Source organism: Candidatus Pelagibacter bacterium nBUS_49, from assembly GCF_051200925.1.
Classification (GTDB): domain Bacteria; phylum Pseudomonadota; class Alphaproteobacteria; order Pelagibacterales; family Pelagibacteraceae; genus Pelagibacter.
Genome location: NZ_CP172837.1, coordinates 783,285 through 800,454, shown reverse-complemented (window position 1 = coordinate 800,454; position 17,170 = coordinate 783,285). Strand labels below are relative to the sequence as shown.

Here is a 17,170-nt window from a genome sequence, read left to right as displayed (position 1 = left end):
CTAGTTATGAGTATTCAATACGATGTAATTATAATAGGAGCAGGTGCAGCTGGTATGATGAGTGCTATCGAAGCTGGAAAACGTGGCCGTAAAGTCTTGCTCGTTGATCATTATAAAAAAATAGGTGAGAAGATTAGAATTTCTGGAGGAGGTAGATGTAATTTTACTAATATCAACACTAATCCAAGCAAATTTCTTTCTCAAAACCCAAAGTTTGTTAGATCAGCTTTAAGTCAATATACCCAAAACGATTTTATCAATTTAATCAATAAGTATGAGATTAAATTTCATGAAAAAAAATTAGGACAATTGTTTTGTGATCATAGTGCTCAACAAATTGTTGAGATGCTACTTAAAGAATGTGAGCTAGCAAATGTTACAATTTTAAAAGAATTTATTATAAAGAATATTGAAAAAGATAATGATCAATATTTAGTATCAACTGAAACAGACCAATATTCTTCAGAATCGTTGATTGTTGCAACTGGCGGATTATCAGTGCCAAAAATTGGTGCTACTTCATTTGGTTACGAAATTGCTAAGAAATTTGATCACAGTATAATTAAAACCTTACCCGCATTAGTACCTTTAACATTTAATGAAAAGATATTAGAGATTTGTAAAGAGTTAACGGGACTTTCTGTTGAAGCAATTGTGTCTTTTAATAAAGTATTGTTTCAAGAAGGAATGTTATTTACACACCGTGGTTTAAGTGGCCCTTCCATATTGCAAATTTCATCTTATTGGAAACAAGGTGATAATATTAAAGTTAATCTGTCACCAAAATTAAATGTTTACGATTTATTAGAAGAAAAAAGAAAATTAAATCCAAAATTTGATATCTTAAATATCGTAAGTGAAATTTTACCTAAAAGATTAGCTCAAATTATTTGTAACGAAAATAAAGTAACTGGAAATATTTCTGAATTATCTAATAAAATATTAAAACAACTAAGTGAGAATATAAATTCTTGGTTAATCAATCCAACAGGATCAGAAGGGTATAGAACAGCAGAAGTCACTTTAGGTGGGGTTAATACTAAAGAATTATCATCAAAAACAATGATGTCTAATAAACACAAAAATTTATTCTTCATTGGTGAAGTTGTGGATGTAACTGGCCATTTAGGTGGGTATAATTTTCAATGGGCCTGGTCATCTGGTTATGTTGCTGGCCAATACGCCTAAACCACCGTATCGACTTAATCTATTCTATTTGCTAAAATAAAATTATGTGTGGAAGATATGTGGTTAAAAATCCGGTTACTAAAACTAGCAAGTTAGTTAAATCTGCAATTCAAGTAGAAGATACTGAAAATTATAATGCTCACCCGTATCAAAAGCTTCCAGTGATTAAAAAATATAAAAATGGAAACACATTAGAAGCTCTTAAATGGGGCTTAATTCCAGGTTGGGCCAAAGATAAAGATTTTAAAGCTTTAATTAATGCAAGATTAGAGACTATTGATGAGAAAGTTTCATTTAAAAAACTAATTAAAAATAATAGATGTGTTGCAGTTGCTGATGGTTTTTATGAATGGAAAAGAGAAGAAAATGAGAAAACACCTCATTATTTTAAAAGAAAAGATAGTAAACCAATATTTTTTGCAGGAATTTTCGAAGAAGATCAATTTTGTTTAATTACAGAAGAAGCAAAAGAAAACATCACTGAAATACATCACCGTCAACCTGTGATTATTAATCAAACAGATATTAATCGATATTTAAATTTAGAATTACAAGGTTCAGCATTTTTAAAGGAATGTAATAAACCTGATCTTATTTTTCATGAAGTTTCAAAAGATGTAAACAAACCTACAAATAACAGCACATCATTAATTCAAAAAATAAATTAATTTCGTTTAAAAATTAACATAAAATTGAAAAGCTATTCCACATAAAATAGCTCCTCCAAAACCAAAAGTTAAGTAAGCGATAAATGTAGAGCGGTTCACCAGAGACCAAACAGCTGTCATTGCTGGAATAGAACTGATTGCTCCACCAACTAGAAAAGCCATAGCACCACCAGCACTCAATCCTTGTTCAATTAATCCTGACACAATAGCTGGTGCCGCATAAGAATTTAAGTAAGCAGGTACACCAGCTAAAGCTCCTATAACAATAGATGACAATCCATCTCCTGACAAAAAACTTCCAATTATTTGAGCAGACATAAATTGAACCATTAATGCTTCAATTAAATAAGCAAGCGATAACCATTTTAATAAAAATAATCCATTCGTTATAAATTCATCTCTAAAAATTTTAGTTCTTTTTGAATTATTCCAAAATTTTAAGACAAGCTCTTGATTAAAAGGATCTTTAGTATCACAGCATGAGCCACTACTAGATCTATTTTGATCTTTTAATGGGCTAGTAAACATCCCAAGTTTTGCTAAAAAATAAATTCCAAAGCCACCAATTAAACCAATAGTTAATGCTGAAATTGTTTTTGCTATTGCATAATCCCAACCAAGAGCACTTGCTGTGATCAACAGAGCAGGAGGATCAATTAAAGGTGAAGATAACCAAAAAGCCATCACAGCAGATAGCGGAACTCCTAGAGCTAGCATACTTGCTATAAATGGTATTACTTCACATGAACAAAATGGAGCAAGACCACCAACTAATGTTGCAATAAAAATTGTTCTAACTTCTTTTCCTTTAAATGCTTTTGAAACTAAACTTTCGGCACCAGTTGCTTTTAAATATGCAACTAAGCTGATAGCAAATAAAATAAAAGGGATAGTTCCCATTAAAGCCTTTAAGGCAAAAATTAAAATAGAATTAAAATTATTAGACTCAAATATGAAAATTAATAAGGGGATTAAAAAAACAAGTGTCCAAACATTATTAATTTTAAGGTTAAAATTATTAATATTTCTTAAAAAGGCTGCTTTCATTATTTTCTTTTATTTTCATTTACACAGCATTCTTTTAAAAGATAATCAGCTAAAGATTGAATATGATTAATTTGAGCAAAGTTTAAAATGGATCTACCTTTTTTTACTTGTTTAATTAAATTTGCTTTTTTTAAATAATCGAGATGGTGAGCTAGTGTTGATAATGGTATATTAAGGAGATCTTGTATTTCACCAATTGATAAGCCTTTTGAACCTATTTTAACTAATTCTAGAAGAACACTTAACCTATGTTTTGAGCCTACTGCATTAAATCCTTCTGCTGCTCTATCAGTATCTAACATAGTTATATAACTAGTTATATAGTTATTAATAGTATGCTGTCAATGATTAAGTAAAAGAATAGGAATGTAATTACAATTAACTGTGTGGTTATATACAGTTAAAGTTAAGTTTAATATTTGATATATCATTTTGTATAATAATAATAATTAGGAGATCTTAATGTTAAAAGTTTATTTAGCTGGTGAAATACATAGTGATTGGCGAAATGAACTTGTTGAACTTTGTAAAAAAGAAAAACTAGGTATTGAGTTTACATCTCCTATTACTGATCATGAAACTTCCGACAATTGTGGTGTCGAAATTTTAGGAGCTGAAGAGAAAAATTTTTGGAAAGATAGAAAGGGTGCCAATATCAATTCAATTAGAACTAAAAAGTCTATTAAAGACAGTGATGTGGTTGTTGTTAAATTTGGTGAAAAATACAAGCAATGGAATGCAGCTTTTGATGCGGGATATGCATCTGCATTAAATAAATCAATTATTGTTATACAAAATGAAGATCATCAACATGCTTTAAAAGAAATAGACGCTGCAGCTTCTGCTGTTGCATCAGACCAAATGCAAGTGGTTAGAATATTGAAGTATGTTTTAGAGGGAACTTTAAAATAGTTTTAATTATATAAAACAAACATGATTGAATTGATTGATCTATTTTTTAATCAGTATTTAAGAATATTTGTAGGAGTTGTCCTGATAGGTCTTATTCTGTTTTCTTTATATTTTAAGTTTAAAGGTAAATAATTTTTTTAAAGCAATTAAACTCATGGTTCAGGATTTGTTACATTAAAATATAAAGGAGAAAATTATGACTAAAGGATATTTAATAGCACATCTTAAAGAACACGATCAAGAAGGTATGGACAAGTTTAAACAAATGGCTGGCCCAACTATTGGAGAGCATGGTGGCAAAGTTCTTGTTCGTGAACCTAGTCCTGATGTAAGAGAAGGTGATAACTTAGGCACAGCTGTAGTAATTGAATTTGAAAATATTGATGCTGCTCGAAAATTCTATGAATCAGAAAAATACCAAGCGGCTAAGGCGGTAAGAGAATTAGCGGCCAAAGCTCATCTAGTTTTAGTTGAAGGGGTTTAAAATCATCAATTAAAATATAGATTATGCTAACATATATAATTCCATTTATAATCTTGATTTTAGTTGTGGTATTCATTCATGAGTATGGTCATTATTATTTTGCAAGAAAATATGGGGTAGGGGTTACTGATTTTTCAATCGGTTTTGGTCAAGAAATATTTGGTTGGAATGACAAGCATGGAACCAGATGGAAAATATGTTGGATTCCACTTGGTGGATATGTCAAATTTTTTGGAGATCGTAATGTTTTTTCTCAAGCAGACCATGAAAAAATTTTAAAACAATACAATGAAGAAGATCAAAAAAAGTTATTTGTCATAAAACCTTTATATCAACGTGCTTTAATTGTATTCGGTGGGCCCTTAGCTAACTTTTTATTAGCGATAGCAATATTTTTTTGTATTTATACCTTTGTTGGTAAAGATTTTACTCCTGCAATTATCAATGAAGTTCAAAAAGATAGTCCTGCAATGATTGGAGGACTTAAAGATAATGATATTATTTTAGAAATTGATGGCAATAAAGTTGAAAGCATCATGGATGTCTCAAAATATATAACAACTTCAACAGGTGATGTTATTGATTTTAAAGTTGAGCGATTTGATCAGGAGTATTTGCTTAAAATTAAGCCAAACATAGTTTTAAGCGATGATAATTTAGGGAATAAAGTTAATAAAAGAATGGTTGGTATTAAACTTGGAGCTGTTAACAATGAAATTAATCATGTTAAATTAGGACCTGCTCAAGCATTAATTCAATCCGTAAAAGAGGTATACTTTGTGAGTGCTTCCTCGCTTAAATATATCGGTACCATGTTAACGGGATCAGGCGATAGTTCGCAATTAGGAGGACCAATTCGAATTGCTAAAATAACAGGTCAAGTTGCAGAAATTGGTATTCTACCTTTTATCTCTATTATGGCTTATATTTCAATAAGCCTTGGTTTGATTAACTTATTTCCAATACCAATGTTGGATGGTGGGCATTTAATGTTTTATGCATTTGAAAAGGTTTTAGGTCGTCCTTTATCTCAAAAAACACAAGAAGGTTTTTTTCGAATCGGTATGTTTTTGTTGATATCATTGATGTTTTTTACAACCTTTAATGACCTTAAAGACCTTGGTTTATTCAATTAAATTTATTTAATAAAACGTCAAAAAGATAAGTAAATTCAATACTTATTTAAGTTACAACTACATATTGTATACTAAAAAAAATTAGACACTAAAAAAAAGCTTGATTTAACAACGTTTATGACAAGTATGGTTATTAACCAACACAAACCGGAGCTAAAATGAACAAAAAACAACTAGTAGCATCACTTTCAGGCTCATTAAATTTGAGTAAAGCTGATGCTGAAAGAACATTTGATACAATTACCAACACTATTTTAGATGCACTAAAAGGTGACGATACAGTAAAAATTGCTGGATTTGGAACTTATAAAGTTGCTAAGAGAAAAGCTAGAGTTGGAAGAAACCCGAGAACAGGTGAACAAATTCAAATCGCTGCTTCTCAAAAAGTAAAATTCTTACCAGCAAAAGCTTTAAAAGAAGTATTCAATAAATAATTATTTTTTTTAACAGCCCTAACGTTTTCAAAACACGCTTAGGGCTGTTTCTATATGCAAAAAATGCATATCAATTTTTCCTAATAAGCGTTAGTTTTTTTTTAAGACCCAATTATAAGTCTTCTTACTAACGGGAGGTCTTATGAGACAATTAAAAAAAATAATAACAACAATTTCTCTAAGCTTTATAGTTTTATTTAGTTTGAGTGGAATAGTTAATGCAGAAACTACAATATCTGCAGAGGGCCAATATATTTTTAATACTTTAGCATTTTACATTGGGGCTGTTTTAGTCGCATTAATGGCAGCAGGTTTTTGTATGCTTGAATGTGGTTTGGTTACTACAAAAAGTGTATCAACAATTGCAGCTAAAAATGTTGGAAAATTTGCAATTTGTTCAATAGTTTTCTTTTTATTTGGTTATAACTTAGCCTACGGAATTCCAGAAGGTGGATTTATAGGTACCTTTACAACTTGGGGGGATAACTCAAGTATTGAAACAGGTTACTCAGATAGTTCTGATTGGTTTTTTCAAGCAATGTTTGTTTGTGCCACAGTATCTATAGTTTCTGGAGCAGTTGCGGAAAGAATAAAGATTTGGCCATTCTTTATATTTGCAACATTAATGGGTGGATTTATTTATCCAATTTCAATGGGCTGGCAATGGGGTGGTGGCTGGTTAGCAACATCTGGTTTTTCTGACTTTGCAGGTTCAACTTTAGTGCACGCTTGTGGTGGAGCAGCAGCTTTAGCAGGGGTAATAGTTTTAGGTGCTAGAGAAGGTAGATTTGGCAAAAAAGGTGAAACTAAATCATTAGTACCTTTTGCAGCTTCAAGTATTCCTTTAGTTACATTAGGAACATTCTTTTTATGGTTTGGTTGGTTTGGATTTAATGGATTTAGTCAACTTGCAATGGGAACATTTGATGATGTAACTGCTATTACTAAAATTGCAGTTAACACTCACTTAGCTGGTGCTGCTGGTGTAGTAACTGGTGCTGTAGTTACTAGACTACTTGACAGTAAAACAGATGTAGTAATGATGCTAAACGGAGCATTAGCAGGTTTGGTCGCTATTACCGCAGAACCACTAAGTCCTACTCCAGGTCTAGCGATTGTTATTGGATCTTTAGGTTCTTTAATTATGTATTTTGGTACAAAATTTTTAGAAAAAAGAGGTCTTGATGATGTTGTTGGCGCTATTCCAGTTCATATGTTTGCGGGAATATTTGGAACATTAATAGTTCCATTTACTAATGCTGACACATCTTTTGGAACACAGTTTACAGGTGTGCTTGCAGTATCTTCTTTCAGTTTTATACTTTCATTTATTATATTTAAAGTTTTGAAAGCAACTGTTGGTTTACGAATTAGTAAAGAAGCAGAAAAACTTGGAACAGATGTTGCTGAGATTGGTGTAAGAGCATACGCAATCAGAGACTAATAAAATAACTTAACTTCTCTCTCTTTAAGTTAATAAATAGGCCCCTTGATTGGGGCCTTTTTATTTAGAAATATCTCTTAATGTATCTAAGACTTCTTTTGCGTGATCCTTAACTTTAACGTTGTCCCAAATCTTTATAATTTTACCCTTTTTATCTATTAAAATTGTGGTTCTAAGGACACCCATAAATTCTCTGCCCATAAACTTTTTTTTACCCCAAACTTTATATTTTTTAAGTACTGTTAATTCTTCATCAGCTAATAAATCAAATTTTATCTTATATTTATCTCTAAATTTATCGTGACTTTTTAAATTATCCTTAGAAATTCCATATACATCGCATTCTAATTTTTTAAATTTAGAGAGTAATTTGTTAAAATCATTTGTTTCGATAGTGCATCCGGGTGTGTCATCTTTTGGATAAAAATAAATTACTACATATTTACCAATCGAGTCTTTGAGCGAATAGTTATTTTTTGAAGTTGAAGGAAGATTAAAAATTGGAGCTTTGGTATTAGTTTTTAGCATAATTAACTAGCAATATAATGTTTTTGATATAATTATAAATATAATAATGACTATAAAATCAATTCAAACTTTAGTTTCAGAAGCAATGCAAGAAATTAAAACTATTAATGCAGATGAAGCTTTAAAAATGGTTGAAAACGATAATTGTAATTTAATTGATATAAGAGAAGTGCGTGAATTAGAAAGCACTGGCAAAGTAGAAAATTCAGTTCATATACCTAGAGGAATGTTAGAAATTTATTTAGACCCTAACAGCGCTTTATTTCAACAAGGTGTTTTAGATCAAAATAAAGAAACAGTTTTATTTTGTGCTGGTGGAGTAAGATCTGCTTTAGCAGTTAAAGCTTTAAAAAATATGGGGTATGAAAAAATATCACATATCGAAGGTGGCTTTGGTTCAATTAGCCAAAGTAAATTCAAAATAGTATAATTTAATTTAATTCTTCAAGAGCATATTCTAGACGATCTTGTCCCCAAAAAATTTTATTATTGATAATAAAAGTAGGTGCTCCAAAGACTTCTTTTTCAAAAGCATCATTTGTAAATTTTTTTAAAGTATCTTTTATTGATTGCTGTTTGATTTTATCAAAAAAGATTTTACTATCTATTTTTAGATTCTCTAATAATTTTGAAATTTCTTTTTCTGATGATAGGTCTAAATTATCCTTCCAATAAGCATCAAAAAATATATTTAAGTAATCTTCTTTTTGACTTTCTTCTACAAAAAGATACCCTCGCATTATCGATAGTGAATTTATTGGAAATTTTAAATTCCATTTAAAAGAAATATTATTTTTTTTTGAAACTAATTCACAATCACTTTGCATATTTTTCATTTTAAATTTATTGAAAGCAGGAGCACTAATTCCTGCTAGATTATGAAGACCACCTAATAAAATAGGTTTATAATTAAAAATAACTTTTTGATGTTTTTTGATTTTTTGTATTTTTTTATGAGCTATGTATGAATAAGCGCTAATTATATCAAAATAAAAATCAATATGGCTACTCATATAAGTTCATTCTTTTTGCATAGAAAATTCTGACAATCCAATAAAAGAATAAACCGATTGGTCCAATTAAATAAGTAACTATTAACGGGATCGCTACTAATATCTTATTGATGTAAAACTTTTGAGAGTCTTTAACGATCCATCCACCAACAAATAGATTGATTGCAATAAAGTGCGTCCAAAAAAGCATTAGATATAAATGATCCTCAAATAATCTAGAGAGATCATCTAATCCTAAGTATAATGTAAAATTACCAATAAAATCATAACCAATTAAATAAGATTTATATAAAACAAAAATATAAACACCGCTTAATACAAATATTGGGAATATTGATGCTACAAAAATTCTACATAAATGTGATTGAGGAAAAAAAATTAATATAAACCAAAATGGTAATACTCCTAAGTTGACCCACATATAAAGCATCTCGATTGAAAAATAGGTATAAATTTGTTCGATCATTAAAATATATTATATAAAATCTAACCATGATTCCTATAAGAAATAGAAAAAAAACACTGCAAGTAACTGTAGAAGAGATGAGAAATTTTGCATTTGCTTATGTTGAAAAATACGCACCTTCAAAACAGCAGTTAAAAACATATTTACTTAAGAAATATATGAAGCTTTCTTCTTCTGATGTAAGAAAAAAGGACGTTAATAAATTGATCGATATTGTCTTGTCAGATTTAGAAAAGAGTAAATTTATAAATGATCAATTTTATTCTGAAAGCAAAGCAAAAAGTATGATTCAAAGAGGAAACTCTATTAACAAAATTAGAAACTATTTAATAGGAAAAGGAATTCATGATGAATTTATAAAAGATACTGTAGATAAAATTAAAGAAGATAATTCTGATCAAGATTTTTTTTCAGCCATAAAAATTTGTAAAAAAAAAAGAATAGGGCCTGCTAGAGCAGAAGATAATAGAACATTGTTTTATAAAAAAGATATATCTTTATTAGCTAGAAATGGTTTTGACTTTGAAACCTCAAGAAAAGTAATGGATATAGAAAAAGATGAATACCTTAAAATAATTAATCTACTTTAGAATTTTTATCTTTTTCCTCTTCAACTAAACTATTAATTTTTTGTCTTACATAGTTTTTAACAAACACAAAAACTAATAACCCAAAAATTGAAACAGAAACTATTATGATAAGTATAATTCTTAATTGCTCATCCATTATAATATATTTTTACTTTTTAAAATTAGACTAGGATTTTTAAGATCTTTTTTTCCATACAAAATTTCATTACCGTTAAAATCAGTAACAGTTCCTCCCGAATGGACTAGTATGGCATGACCAGCGGCTATGTCCCATTCATAAGCTCTTGGTTCTGCTACATATCCATCATATTCACCGGCTGCTACCACACAAAATTTTAGTGAACTTTTCATTTTCACATTTTCAACAACACCAATATCTTGATAGATTTTTTGAATTTCAGGTTTAATTTTATTTGAGTAAGAAATAAATTTGATAGGTTTTTTATTTTCAATAACTTTATCACTTAAGTTTATAGTTTGTCCGTTAGCTAACTCAAAAGCACTTCCTTCTCCAAATGAATAAAACATTCTTCTTTTTGCAGGTGCATAAATTAATCCTGCTGCAGGCTTGTTATTGATTATTAAACCAGCATTAATTGTAAACTCTTCAAGATTATTTATATAATCATATGTCCCATCAATAGGATCAACCAACCAAAAATCTTTTAGTTGAGTATTATCTTTGTTATCAGAAGTTTCCTCAGATATTATTGGAATATCTGGTGTGATTTCAGATATATTTTTGGTAATAAATTTATTAACTTCAAGATCACCATTACTTACAGGTGTGTTGTCAGATTTTATTTCTTTTTTTAAACCTTTTTCTCTAAGAGATATCGACAAATCGCCAGCCTCTAAAAAAGGATCTACTAATTTTTCTATTATTTTTTTTATTTCCATTCTAAATTTATTTAATTCGTTTTAATTCTACATTTTTAGCATTGATTACTTTTTTTCCAGCGTTTTCAAAATTGACAGTTACTTTATCATTTATGATAGATTGAACTTGCCCAATACCCCAATCTTTATTGTTTGGATTAGTGACTTTGTCACCTGGCTCATAATCTAAAATCATTTAATTTAACTTATATTGTAAATAAGTATAAATACCACCTTATGAATAAAGAATTAAACTCTATTGGAATTGATAAAAAGCCTGAGGATACGACAGTAGTTGTTGCTATGTCTGGTGGAGTAGATTCTTCAACAGTAGCCGGGATTATGAAAAATGAAGGTTATAAAGTTATAGGAATAACTTTAAAACTTTATGATGACGGAAAAGAAGTGGCTAAATCTAAACAATGTTGTTCAGGACAAGATATAATGGATGCAAAACGTGTTGCTCACAAATTGGGAATTGAACATAAAATTTTATATTATCAAGATAAGTTCAAGCAAGGTGTTATAGATAATTTTGTTGATAGTTATTTAAATGGTGAAACTCCAATACCATGCGTTCAATGTAATCAAACAGTAAAGTTCAAAGATTTATTTGAAGTATCAAAAGATTTAAATGCTGATGCGCTAGTTACAGGTCATTATGTAAAAAACATTACAGCAAACAACACCAACAATATGTATAGAGCAATTGATGAAAACAGAGATCAAAGTTATTTCTTATTTAATACAACACGTGAACAATTAGATTATTTAAGATTTCCATTAGGTGGAATGTTAAAAGATAAAACAAGAGAGATTGCAAAAGAATTAGATTTAAATGTTGCGGATAAACCTGATAGTCAAGATATTTGTTTTGTACCCAACGGAGATTATGCATCAGTAATTAGAAAATTTAGACCAGACTCTTTTCAAAAAGGAAATATCAAGAATTTAGAAGGAAAAATAATTGGTGTTCATGACGGTATAATTAATTTTACAATTGGGCAAAGAAAAGGAATTAAAGTTTCAGATAAAGAACCACTTTATGTTTTAAAGATAAATTCTGATAATAATGAAATTATAGTAGGTCCCAAAGAAAACCTTGGAAAAAAAGATATATCTCTTAAAGATCTTAATTTATTAACTGATAAAAAAGATCTAGATCAAAAAATATTTGTAAAAGTCAGATCAACAGGAAGTCTTCTTGAGGCAAAAGTTGATCTAAAAGAGGATGATACAGCCCACGTACACTTAGTTAATCCTGAAGATGGCATTTCACCAGGTCAAGCATGCGTGTTCTATAGCAAAGACCAATATGGCCATAGAGTTCTTGGGGGTGGGTGGATTAAAGAATAGAGGAATTATTTCTTCTTATTTTTTCTCTTAGCTCTTCTCTTTTTAGAGCCTTGTTTTCTTCTACCTCTATGTTTCTTCGGGTAACTCATTCAGTCCTATTTATTAATTTATTGACGTTTTTTACGGGATATAGCATTGTCTTCTTAACATATCAAATTTTATTATGAGCAATTCTTTTAAAACATTTTTAAAACATACTGCAAAAGACTTTCATAATCAGTCTGTTAATCCACCAATTGTGCGAGCTTCAACGATTATTTTTAAATCGATGCAAGATATTAGAAAAACTCAAGATAAAGCCAAAAAAAACCCTACAGGTGGACACTTTGATTATGGAAGACAAGGAACATCAACAACTCATATTCTACAGCAAATTTTATCCAAACTAGAAGAAAGTTATTTTACTTTTTTAACACCTACTGGTTTTGGAGCGGTATTTCTTGCAATTTTTAGTGTTACAAGACCTGGTGATGAAATTATAGTAGCTGATCCAGTTTACAGACCAACACGACTGCTATCACAAGATTTTTTAAAAGAATTCAATATTAAAACAACTTTTTATGATCCGCATAATCTAAAGACTTTAGAAAAAGCAATTACGAAAAAAACTAAATTAATTTTTGTAGAAAATCCAGGAAGCAACACATTTGATTTTCAAGATTTAGGAAAAATTATTTCAATAGCAAAAAAAAATAAAATTTTAACTGCAATTGATAATACCTGGGGAACTCCATATTTTTTAAAACCTATTAAACTTGGTTTTGATATGTCAATTGTATCAGCAACAAAATATTATTCTGGTCACTCTGATGTAATGGGTGGTAGTTTAGCTGTTAACAAAAAAGTTTTTGCTAAAGTTAAAGCTGCAGAAAGAGTAACTGGTTTAAGATTAGGTCCTGATGACGCGTATTTAATTACAAGAGGACTTAGAACTTTAGATGTTAGATTAGATCGGCACAGAGAAAATGCAAAAAAAGTGGCTGAGTTTTTATCTAAGTTTAAAAATATAAAATTATTGTATCCCTATAAAAAAGATTCTTACAATTTTAGAATGTGGAAAAAATATTATTCAGGTGCTTCAGGTTTGATGGGTCTGAGAATTAAAGCAAAAAGTGAAAAAGCAGTTGTTAAATTTGTAAATAATTTAAAATTATTTGGGCATGGTTATAGCTGGGGAGGATTTGAAAGTTTGGCATTGCACCAAAATGTTAGAGAACAAGGGAATAGAAGCTACCTAAAATTAGAAAAAAATGAGCATATCGTTAGATTGCATATTGGACTTGAAGATCCTAGCGACCTTATCGCTGATATTAAGCAATCACTAAAGCATTTAAAGTAATCTTTGAATGCCTTCTGAAAAATTTATTAAAAATAAAACAGTTTTAATCACTTTAATTTCAGCCTGTTTAATTGTCATAATTTCACTTGGTATCAGGCAAACATTTGGAATGTTTTATTTTGATTTTTCAACTGATCTTGGAATAACCCTTTCACAATTTGGCTTTGCTTTAGGCCTTCAAATGTTTTTGTGGGGAGCTTTTGCTCCTTGGTTTGGTGTGATTACTGATAAGTATGGCGGTCACATTGCAGTATTTATTGGTTTTATTTTTTACTTACTTGGTATTTTGATGTTAGTCTCAGAATATAATACCGGGCTTTATTTTGTAACTGGTATTGGTGTTTTAATAGGTGTTGCCCTTGGAGGAACAGCAATCAGTATCCCTGTTTCAGTAGTCGCTAAACATTTTCCTCAATCCAACAGAACTGCAGCTATTGGTATAGTTACCGCCGCAGGTTCATTTGGCTATTTCGTATCACCTGTATTCACTAGATATTCTCTTGTTGAGTTTGGTTGGGAAAGTACACTTTTAGTCTTTGCAGCTTTTATTTTTGTGGGTTTAATATTAGCTTTTTATTTAACCACCCCAAAAGATGTTGTTGGTGGCATTGTTGATGATAAACAAACAGCAAGTGAAGCATTAACGGAAGCTTTTAAAAGTAAAAGTTTTATCTATTTAACATTAGGTTTTTTTGTTTGTGGTTGGCATATTGCTTTAGTTGCAACACATATTCCAATTTATATTAATGACAGAGGTTTACCTGAGTGGTGTACGGTAACGATTTTATCTATGATAGGTCTATTTAATATTGCTGGCACATTAACATCTGGATATTTAGCTCAAAAATTCAGTAAAAAATTAATCCTGAGTACGATTTATTTAGCTAGAGGTTTGGTGATAGCTATATTTATTTTTCTGCCACCAAGTCCAATCATTGCAGTTGGGTTTGGAATTGCTTTTGGCTTTTTATGGCTTTCAACTGTTCCACCAACAATGGGCTTAGTTGGATTTATTTTTGGCACTAAATACATTGGTTTGTTGTATGGGATAGTTTTTTTAAGTCACCAAGTAGGATCTTTTCTAGGAGCTTATTTAGGTGGTGTGTTCCATGATTTATACGGTTCTTATGATTATGCATGGTATATATCAATAGCTTTATCAATTTTTGCAGGTTTGATACATTTACCAATAATAGAAAAACAAGTTCCAAGAATTCAAACAACTTAGAAAATTGAATAAAAAAAATTATTTAAACAGTATTAATAATTCACAGAAGCCTTTTATAATTTATAAAACAATTAAAGGTTTTGATTTATTCACTGATTTTTCAAAGAAAATAATTTTAAATATTCAAAATATAAAACATTTTTTAAATCAAAATCAAAGCTCTAAGAAAAAATATAAAAATACAGATTTGTATATTGGTTTTTTTGGGTATGAATTATTGAATAATTTGATTGGAATTAAAGTACCTAGACAAAAGAGTATTAATTTTCCAAAAGGAATTTTTTACAAACCAGAGACAAAAATTAATTTAAAAGAAGATTTAATTTATGAATCTCAATCAATTTATAAAATTAATAGAAATTTCAAAATAAATATTGATCAGAATTTATACACAAAAATTTTTGATAAATTTAAAAAGAAAATAAGATCTGGTCAAACATATCAAATAAAAATATGCACAAAATATAAAAACAAATCACAAATTGATCCTTTGGATTTTTTTTGTAGACTTGCTAAAACTAATCTTGCTCCTGAGGCATTCATGATTAAAGATAAAAATTATTCAATTATTAGCTGCTCTCCTGAAAATTTAATTAATAAAAAAGGGTCCTCTATATCAACTAAACCAATAGCTGGGACTTTAAGAAAAACTAAAAATATTAATAAAAGAAAGGCATTAAATTTCTTTCAAAATAATATTAAAGAAACAAAAGAGCATAACATGATTGTTGATATGGAAAGAAATGATCTTTCAAGAATTTGTATACCTGGAAGTGTAAAGTTAAAAAAAGAGAAATCTGTTGAAGAATATAAAGACCTTTATCACTACGTAAGCTTAATTTCTGGCAAACTTAAAGAAAAAGTCGAGAATATAGATATCATAAAAGCTATGATGCCAGGGGGTTCTGTCATTGGTTGTCCTAAAATAAGTACTCTTAATCTTTTAAATAATCAGGAAAAAGAAAATAGAAATATTTACACAGGTAGTTTTGGATTTATAAAATTTAATGGTGATATGAGATTTAATATTATTATTAGATCTATATTGAATTATAAAAATATCTCTGAAATTTCAGTTGCATCAGGTGTTGTAATAGATAGCAACGCAAAACATGAATTTAATGAAAATTTTATCAAAGCAAAAGCATTAATAGATTTATACAAATGATATATGTAATTGATCATAAAGACTCATTTACTCATAATGTTGTTCACCAATTGTCTTTATTTGATGATGTGGAATGTGATGACTTTAGTAAAATTGATAAATCGAAATTAAATCAAGCATCTGTAATTGTTTTTTCTCCAGGACCAGGTTCACCCAAAGATTACCCTTTAACTTCAAAGATTTATAAAAAATACAAAGGAAAAAAAAGAATAATTGGAATTTGTCTAGGATTTCAGCAAATATTATTTTCTGAAGGTGCTGAAATAGTTCAGCAAAATAAAATTTACCATGGTTTCCAATCAGAAGTACTAGTTAATAAATCAAGCAAATTATTTGATGCAGAAACTAAATTTAAGGTTGGTCGTTATCATTCTTTAAAATTAAAAGAACCTTTTTATGCTGAAAATTTTGACATAACGATGAGATGTGTTATTTCAGGAGCTGCAATGTCATTTGAAAATAACATTGATAAAATTTATGGATTTCAATTTCACCCTGAGTCATTTTTAACTTTAAATGGTAAATTACTTATTAAAAAAATCTTATCGGCTTAAAGATCTTAAAGAAATTGAATTTAATGATCTTTGGGGAGATCATGGTGTATTCACAACAATGTGGATATTTGATAAACCATCAAAAATTCTTTTTTTTAACGAACACATTAATAATCTCATTAAATCGTCAAAGACCTACTCAATATTTAAAAAAACTTTGAAGAAAGATATTTTAAATATAATAAATGAAAATTTAAATTCAAAGACCAATTATAATCACTTATTAAGAATAGCTCTAAATAAAAAAACTTTATCAATTTCATTGAGAAAACGTATTAAACCCAAATTAAATTTTGATTTAAAACTAGTTAAATTAAAAAGACAAAAACCTGAATTTAAAAATTTAAAATATAAAGAAATATTAAAACATTTAACAAAACTAGATAATTCAAGAGCAGATATTGGACTGTGTTCAAATAATAAAATTTTTGAAACAGGAACTTCTAATTTACTTTTTGTGAAAAATGATAAAGTTTTTTCACCAATAAATAAATTTTATAAAGGTATCACTTATAAATTTTTTAGATCTAAAATTAAAAAGATTATAAAAAAAGATATTTCCATCAATTCTTTAAAAGAGTTTGATGAAATTATTTTAATTGGTTCTGGAAAAGGAGTTGCCTCAGTTAAAACCATTAATCAGATAAAATGGAAAAGAAAAAATTTAAAATTTTATAAGATTCTTTCTAGACATTACAAATCTGCTATTAGCAACTGCAAAAGATACACCTAGTCA

The 17,170-nt window shown here is 28.9% G+C and carries 23 protein-coding genes; 15 read left to right on the top strand and 8 right to left on the bottom strand.

Annotated features, from left to right (window positions below):
• The first annotated feature begins 6 nt into the window (after positions 1-6).
• Both ACIJYF_RS04455 and ACIJYF_RS04450 read left to right on the top strand, forming a co-directional pair.
• A complete protein-coding gene (locus ACIJYF_RS04455; protein WP_435115473.1) occupies positions 7-1,188 on the top strand; it encodes an NAD(P)/FAD-dependent oxidoreductase in 1,182 nt (393 codons plus the stop codon).
• Positions 1,189-1,232: 44 nt separating this feature from the next.
• The gene (locus ACIJYF_RS04450; RefSeq protein ID WP_435115471.1) at positions 1,233-1,856 is read left to right on the top strand and encodes an SOS response-associated peptidase; all 624 of its coding nucleotides are present in this window, start codon (positions 1,233-1,235) and stop codon (positions 1,854-1,856) included.
• A gap of 6 nt (positions 1,857-1,862) precedes the next feature.
• Here ACIJYF_RS04450 and ACIJYF_RS04445 read toward each other — a convergent pair whose 3' ends face one another.
• Positions 1,863-2,903, bottom strand: a complete 1,041-nt coding sequence (locus tag ACIJYF_RS04445) for a permease (protein WP_435115469.1) — start codon at positions 2,901-2,903, stop codon at positions 1,863-1,865.
• Positions 2,903-3,205: an ArsR/SmtB family transcription factor gene (locus tag ACIJYF_RS04440; protein WP_435087436.1), complete on the bottom strand. Its 303-nt coding sequence runs from the start codon at positions 3,203-3,205 to the stop codon at positions 2,903-2,905. Before ACIJYF_RS04440 ends, ACIJYF_RS04445 begins: the two co-directional genes overlap by 1 nt.
• A 160-nt stretch (positions 3,206-3,365) precedes the next feature.
• Between ACIJYF_RS04440 and ACIJYF_RS04435 the strand changes: the two genes are divergently transcribed.
• The 5 genes from ACIJYF_RS04435 to ACIJYF_RS04415 all read left to right on the top strand — a co-directional run bounded on the left by ACIJYF_RS04435 (position 3,366) and on the right by ACIJYF_RS04415 (position 7,313).
• Positions 3,366-3,815, top strand: coding sequence for a YtoQ family protein (locus ACIJYF_RS04435; protein WP_435115467.1), 450 nt, complete (start codon positions 3,366-3,368; stop codon positions 3,813-3,815).
• 196 nt (positions 3,816-4,011) lie between these two features.
• Positions 4,012-4,299, top strand: coding sequence for a DUF1330 domain-containing protein (locus ACIJYF_RS04430; protein WP_435115465.1), 288 nt, complete (start codon positions 4,012-4,014; stop codon positions 4,297-4,299).
• A gap of 23 nt (positions 4,300-4,322) precedes the next feature.
• Positions 4,323-5,435: an RIP metalloprotease RseP gene (gene rseP / locus ACIJYF_RS04425; protein ID WP_435115462.1), complete on the top strand. Its 1,113-nt coding sequence runs from the start codon at positions 4,323-4,325 to the stop codon at positions 5,433-5,435.
• Between the two features lie 158 nt (positions 5,436-5,593).
• Positions 5,594-5,869: an HU family DNA-binding protein gene (locus ACIJYF_RS04420; RefSeq protein ID WP_271491587.1), complete on the top strand. Its 276-nt coding sequence runs from the start codon at positions 5,594-5,596 to the stop codon at positions 5,867-5,869.
• Between the two features lie 142 nt (positions 5,870-6,011).
• Positions 6,012-7,313, top strand: coding sequence for an ammonium transporter (locus ACIJYF_RS04415; protein ID WP_435115459.1), 1,302 nt, complete (start codon positions 6,012-6,014; stop codon positions 7,311-7,313).
• A 60-nt stretch (positions 7,314-7,373) separates the two neighbouring features.
• Here ACIJYF_RS04415 and bcp read toward each other — a convergent pair whose 3' ends face one another.
• Positions 7,374-7,841 carry a thioredoxin-dependent thiol peroxidase gene (gene bcp, locus ACIJYF_RS04410; protein WP_435115456.1) on the bottom strand — a complete coding sequence of 156 codons (468 nt, stop codon included), beginning with the start codon at positions 7,839-7,841 and terminating at the stop codon, positions 7,374-7,376.
• A gap of 46 nt (positions 7,842-7,887) precedes the next feature.
• On the opposite strand from bcp, the gene ACIJYF_RS04405 reads away from it, so the two are divergent.
• A complete protein-coding gene (locus tag ACIJYF_RS04405; protein WP_435115453.1) occupies positions 7,888-8,271 on the top strand; it encodes a rhodanese-like domain-containing protein in 384 nt (127 codons plus the stop codon).
• A 1-nt stretch (position 8,272) separates the two neighbouring features.
• Here the strand turns inward: ACIJYF_RS04405 and ACIJYF_RS04400 are convergent, their stop codons facing one another.
• On the bottom strand, positions 8,273-8,854 hold the full coding sequence (locus ACIJYF_RS04400; protein ID WP_435115451.1) for a 2-hydroxychromene-2-carboxylate isomerase: 582 nt from the start codon (positions 8,852-8,854) through the stop codon (positions 8,273-8,275).
• Positions 8,847-9,320, bottom strand: coding sequence for an ABA4-like family protein (locus ACIJYF_RS04395; protein WP_435115449.1), 474 nt, complete (start codon positions 9,318-9,320; stop codon positions 8,847-8,849). The genes ACIJYF_RS04400 and ACIJYF_RS04395 overlap by 8 nt, the downstream gene beginning before the upstream one ends.
• 26 nt (positions 9,321-9,346) lie before the next feature.
• Between ACIJYF_RS04395 and ACIJYF_RS04390 the strand changes: the two genes are divergently transcribed.
• The gene (locus tag ACIJYF_RS04390) at positions 9,347-9,910 is read left to right on the top strand and encodes a regulatory protein RecX (RefSeq protein WP_435115446.1); all 564 of its coding nucleotides are present in this window, start codon (positions 9,347-9,349) and stop codon (positions 9,908-9,910) included.
• Here the strand turns inward: ACIJYF_RS04390 and ACIJYF_RS04385 are convergent.
• The 3 genes from ACIJYF_RS04385 to ACIJYF_RS04375 are packed head-to-tail and all read right to left on the bottom strand — an operon-like array spanning position 9,897 to position 10,985.
• Entirely contained in the window at positions 9,897-10,046 is a 150-nt protein-coding gene (locus tag ACIJYF_RS04385; protein WP_435115444.1) for a hypothetical protein, read from the bottom strand. The genes ACIJYF_RS04390 and ACIJYF_RS04385 overlap by 14 nt on opposite strands.
• The gene (locus ACIJYF_RS04380) at positions 10,046-10,810 is read right to left on the bottom strand and encodes a 3'(2'),5'-bisphosphate nucleotidase CysQ family protein (protein ID WP_435115441.1); all 765 of its coding nucleotides are present in this window, start codon (positions 10,808-10,810) and stop codon (positions 10,046-10,048) included. Before ACIJYF_RS04380 ends, ACIJYF_RS04385 begins: the two co-directional genes overlap by 1 nt.
• Before the next feature lie 7 nt (positions 10,811-10,817).
• Positions 10,818-10,985, bottom strand: a complete 168-nt coding sequence (locus tag ACIJYF_RS04375) for a DUF3553 domain-containing protein (protein ID WP_435115438.1) — start codon at positions 10,983-10,985, stop codon at positions 10,818-10,820.
• A 41-nt stretch (positions 10,986-11,026) separates the two neighbouring features.
• On the opposite strand from ACIJYF_RS04375, the gene mnmA reads away from it, so the two are divergent.
• The 6 genes from mnmA to ACIJYF_RS04345 all read left to right on the top strand — a co-directional run bounded on the left by mnmA (position 11,027) and on the right by ACIJYF_RS04345 (position 17,167).
• Positions 11,027-12,145, top strand: a complete 1,119-nt coding sequence (gene mnmA, locus ACIJYF_RS04370; RefSeq protein WP_435115435.1) for a tRNA 2-thiouridine(34) synthase MnmA — start codon at positions 11,027-11,029, stop codon at positions 12,143-12,145.
• 163 nt (positions 12,146-12,308) lie between these two features.
• Complete coding sequence (locus ACIJYF_RS04365) at positions 12,309-13,484, top strand: trans-sulfuration enzyme family protein (RefSeq protein ID WP_435115432.1); 1,176 nt, start codon at positions 12,309-12,311, stop codon at positions 13,482-13,484.
• 7 nt (positions 13,485-13,491) lie between these two features.
• Complete coding sequence (locus ACIJYF_RS04360) at positions 13,492-14,712, top strand: MFS transporter (RefSeq protein WP_435115429.1); 1,221 nt, start codon at positions 13,492-13,494, stop codon at positions 14,710-14,712.
• Between the two features lie 4 nt (positions 14,713-14,716).
• Complete coding sequence (locus ACIJYF_RS04355) at positions 14,717-15,880, top strand: chorismate-binding protein (RefSeq protein ID WP_435115426.1); 1,164 nt, start codon at positions 14,717-14,719, stop codon at positions 15,878-15,880.
• Positions 15,877-16,434: an aminodeoxychorismate/anthranilate synthase component II gene (locus tag ACIJYF_RS04350; protein WP_435115424.1), complete on the top strand. Its 558-nt coding sequence runs from the start codon at positions 15,877-15,879 to the stop codon at positions 16,432-16,434. Before ACIJYF_RS04355 ends, ACIJYF_RS04350 begins: the two co-directional genes overlap by 4 nt.
• On the top strand, positions 16,397-17,167 hold the full coding sequence (locus ACIJYF_RS04345) for an aminotransferase class IV (protein ID WP_435115421.1): 771 nt from the start codon (positions 16,397-16,399) through the stop codon (positions 17,165-17,167). Before ACIJYF_RS04350 ends, ACIJYF_RS04345 begins: the two co-directional genes overlap by 38 nt.
• The last annotated feature ends 3 nt before the right edge of the window (positions 17,168-17,170 follow it).

Excerpts from the sequence above, each read along its gene's own strand:
- ACIJYF_RS04375 (WP_435115438.1), bottom strand. The coding sequence starts at position 10,985 with ATGATTTTAGATTATGAGCCAGGTGACAAAGTCACTAATCCAAACAAT.
- ACIJYF_RS04405 (WP_435115453.1), top strand. The coding sequence starts at position 7,888 with ATGACTATAAAATCAATTCAAACTTTAGTTTCAGAAGCAATGCAAGAA.
- ACIJYF_RS04445 (WP_435115469.1), bottom strand. The coding sequence starts at position 2,903 with ATGAAAGCAGCCTTTTTAAGAAATATTAATAATTTTAACCTTAAAATT.
- ACIJYF_RS04430 (WP_435115465.1), top strand. The coding sequence starts at position 4,012 with ATGACTAAAGGATATTTAATAGCACATCTTAAAGAACACGATCAAGAA.
- rseP (WP_435115462.1), top strand. The coding sequence starts at position 4,323 with ATGCTAACATATATAATTCCATTTATAATCTTGATTTTAGTTGTGGTA.
- ACIJYF_RS04400 (WP_435115451.1), bottom strand. The coding sequence starts at position 8,854 with ATGAGTAGCCATATTGATTTTTATTTTGATATAATTAGCGCTTATTCA.
- ACIJYF_RS04385 (WP_435115444.1), bottom strand. The coding sequence starts at position 10,046 with ATGGATGAGCAATTAAGAATTATACTTATCATAATAGTTTCTGTTTCA.
- ACIJYF_RS04345 (WP_435115421.1), top strand. The coding sequence starts at position 16,397 with ATGGTAAATTACTTATTAAAAAAATCTTATCGGCTTAAAGATCTTAAA.
- ACIJYF_RS04415 (WP_435115459.1), top strand. The coding sequence starts at position 6,012 with ATGAGACAATTAAAAAAAATAATAACAACAATTTCTCTAAGCTTTATA.
- ACIJYF_RS04350 (WP_435115424.1), top strand. The coding sequence starts at position 15,877 with ATGATATATGTAATTGATCATAAAGACTCATTTACTCATAATGTTGTT.
- ACIJYF_RS04450 (WP_435115471.1), top strand. The coding sequence starts at position 1,233 with ATGTGTGGAAGATATGTGGTTAAAAATCCGGTTACTAAAACTAGCAAG.
- ACIJYF_RS04455 (WP_435115473.1), top strand. The coding sequence starts at position 7 with ATGAGTATTCAATACGATGTAATTATAATAGGAGCAGGTGCAGCTGGT.
- ACIJYF_RS04380 (WP_435115441.1), bottom strand. The coding sequence starts at position 10,810 with ATGGAAATAAAAAAAATAATAGAAAAATTAGTAGATCCTTTTTTAGAG.
- ACIJYF_RS04440 (WP_435087436.1), bottom strand. The coding sequence starts at position 3,205 with ATGTTAGATACTGATAGAGCAGCAGAAGGATTTAATGCAGTAGGCTCA.
- bcp (WP_435115456.1), bottom strand. The coding sequence starts at position 7,841 with ATGCTAAAAACTAATACCAAAGCTCCAATTTTTAATCTTCCTTCAACT.
- ACIJYF_RS04365 (WP_435115432.1), top strand. The coding sequence starts at position 12,309 with ATGAGCAATTCTTTTAAAACATTTTTAAAACATACTGCAAAAGACTTT.
- ACIJYF_RS04360 (WP_435115429.1), top strand. The coding sequence starts at position 13,492 with ATGCCTTCTGAAAAATTTATTAAAAATAAAACAGTTTTAATCACTTTA.
- ACIJYF_RS04435 (WP_435115467.1), top strand. The coding sequence starts at position 3,366 with ATGTTAAAAGTTTATTTAGCTGGTGAAATACATAGTGATTGGCGAAAT.
- ACIJYF_RS04420 (WP_271491587.1), top strand. The coding sequence starts at position 5,594 with ATGAACAAAAAACAACTAGTAGCATCACTTTCAGGCTCATTAAATTTG.
- mnmA (WP_435115435.1), top strand. The coding sequence starts at position 11,027 with ATGAATAAAGAATTAAACTCTATTGGAATTGATAAAAAGCCTGAGGAT.
- ACIJYF_RS04395 (WP_435115449.1), bottom strand. The coding sequence starts at position 9,320 with ATGATCGAACAAATTTATACCTATTTTTCAATCGAGATGCTTTATATG.
- ACIJYF_RS04390 (WP_435115446.1), top strand. The coding sequence starts at position 9,347 with ATGATTCCTATAAGAAATAGAAAAAAAACACTGCAAGTAACTGTAGAA.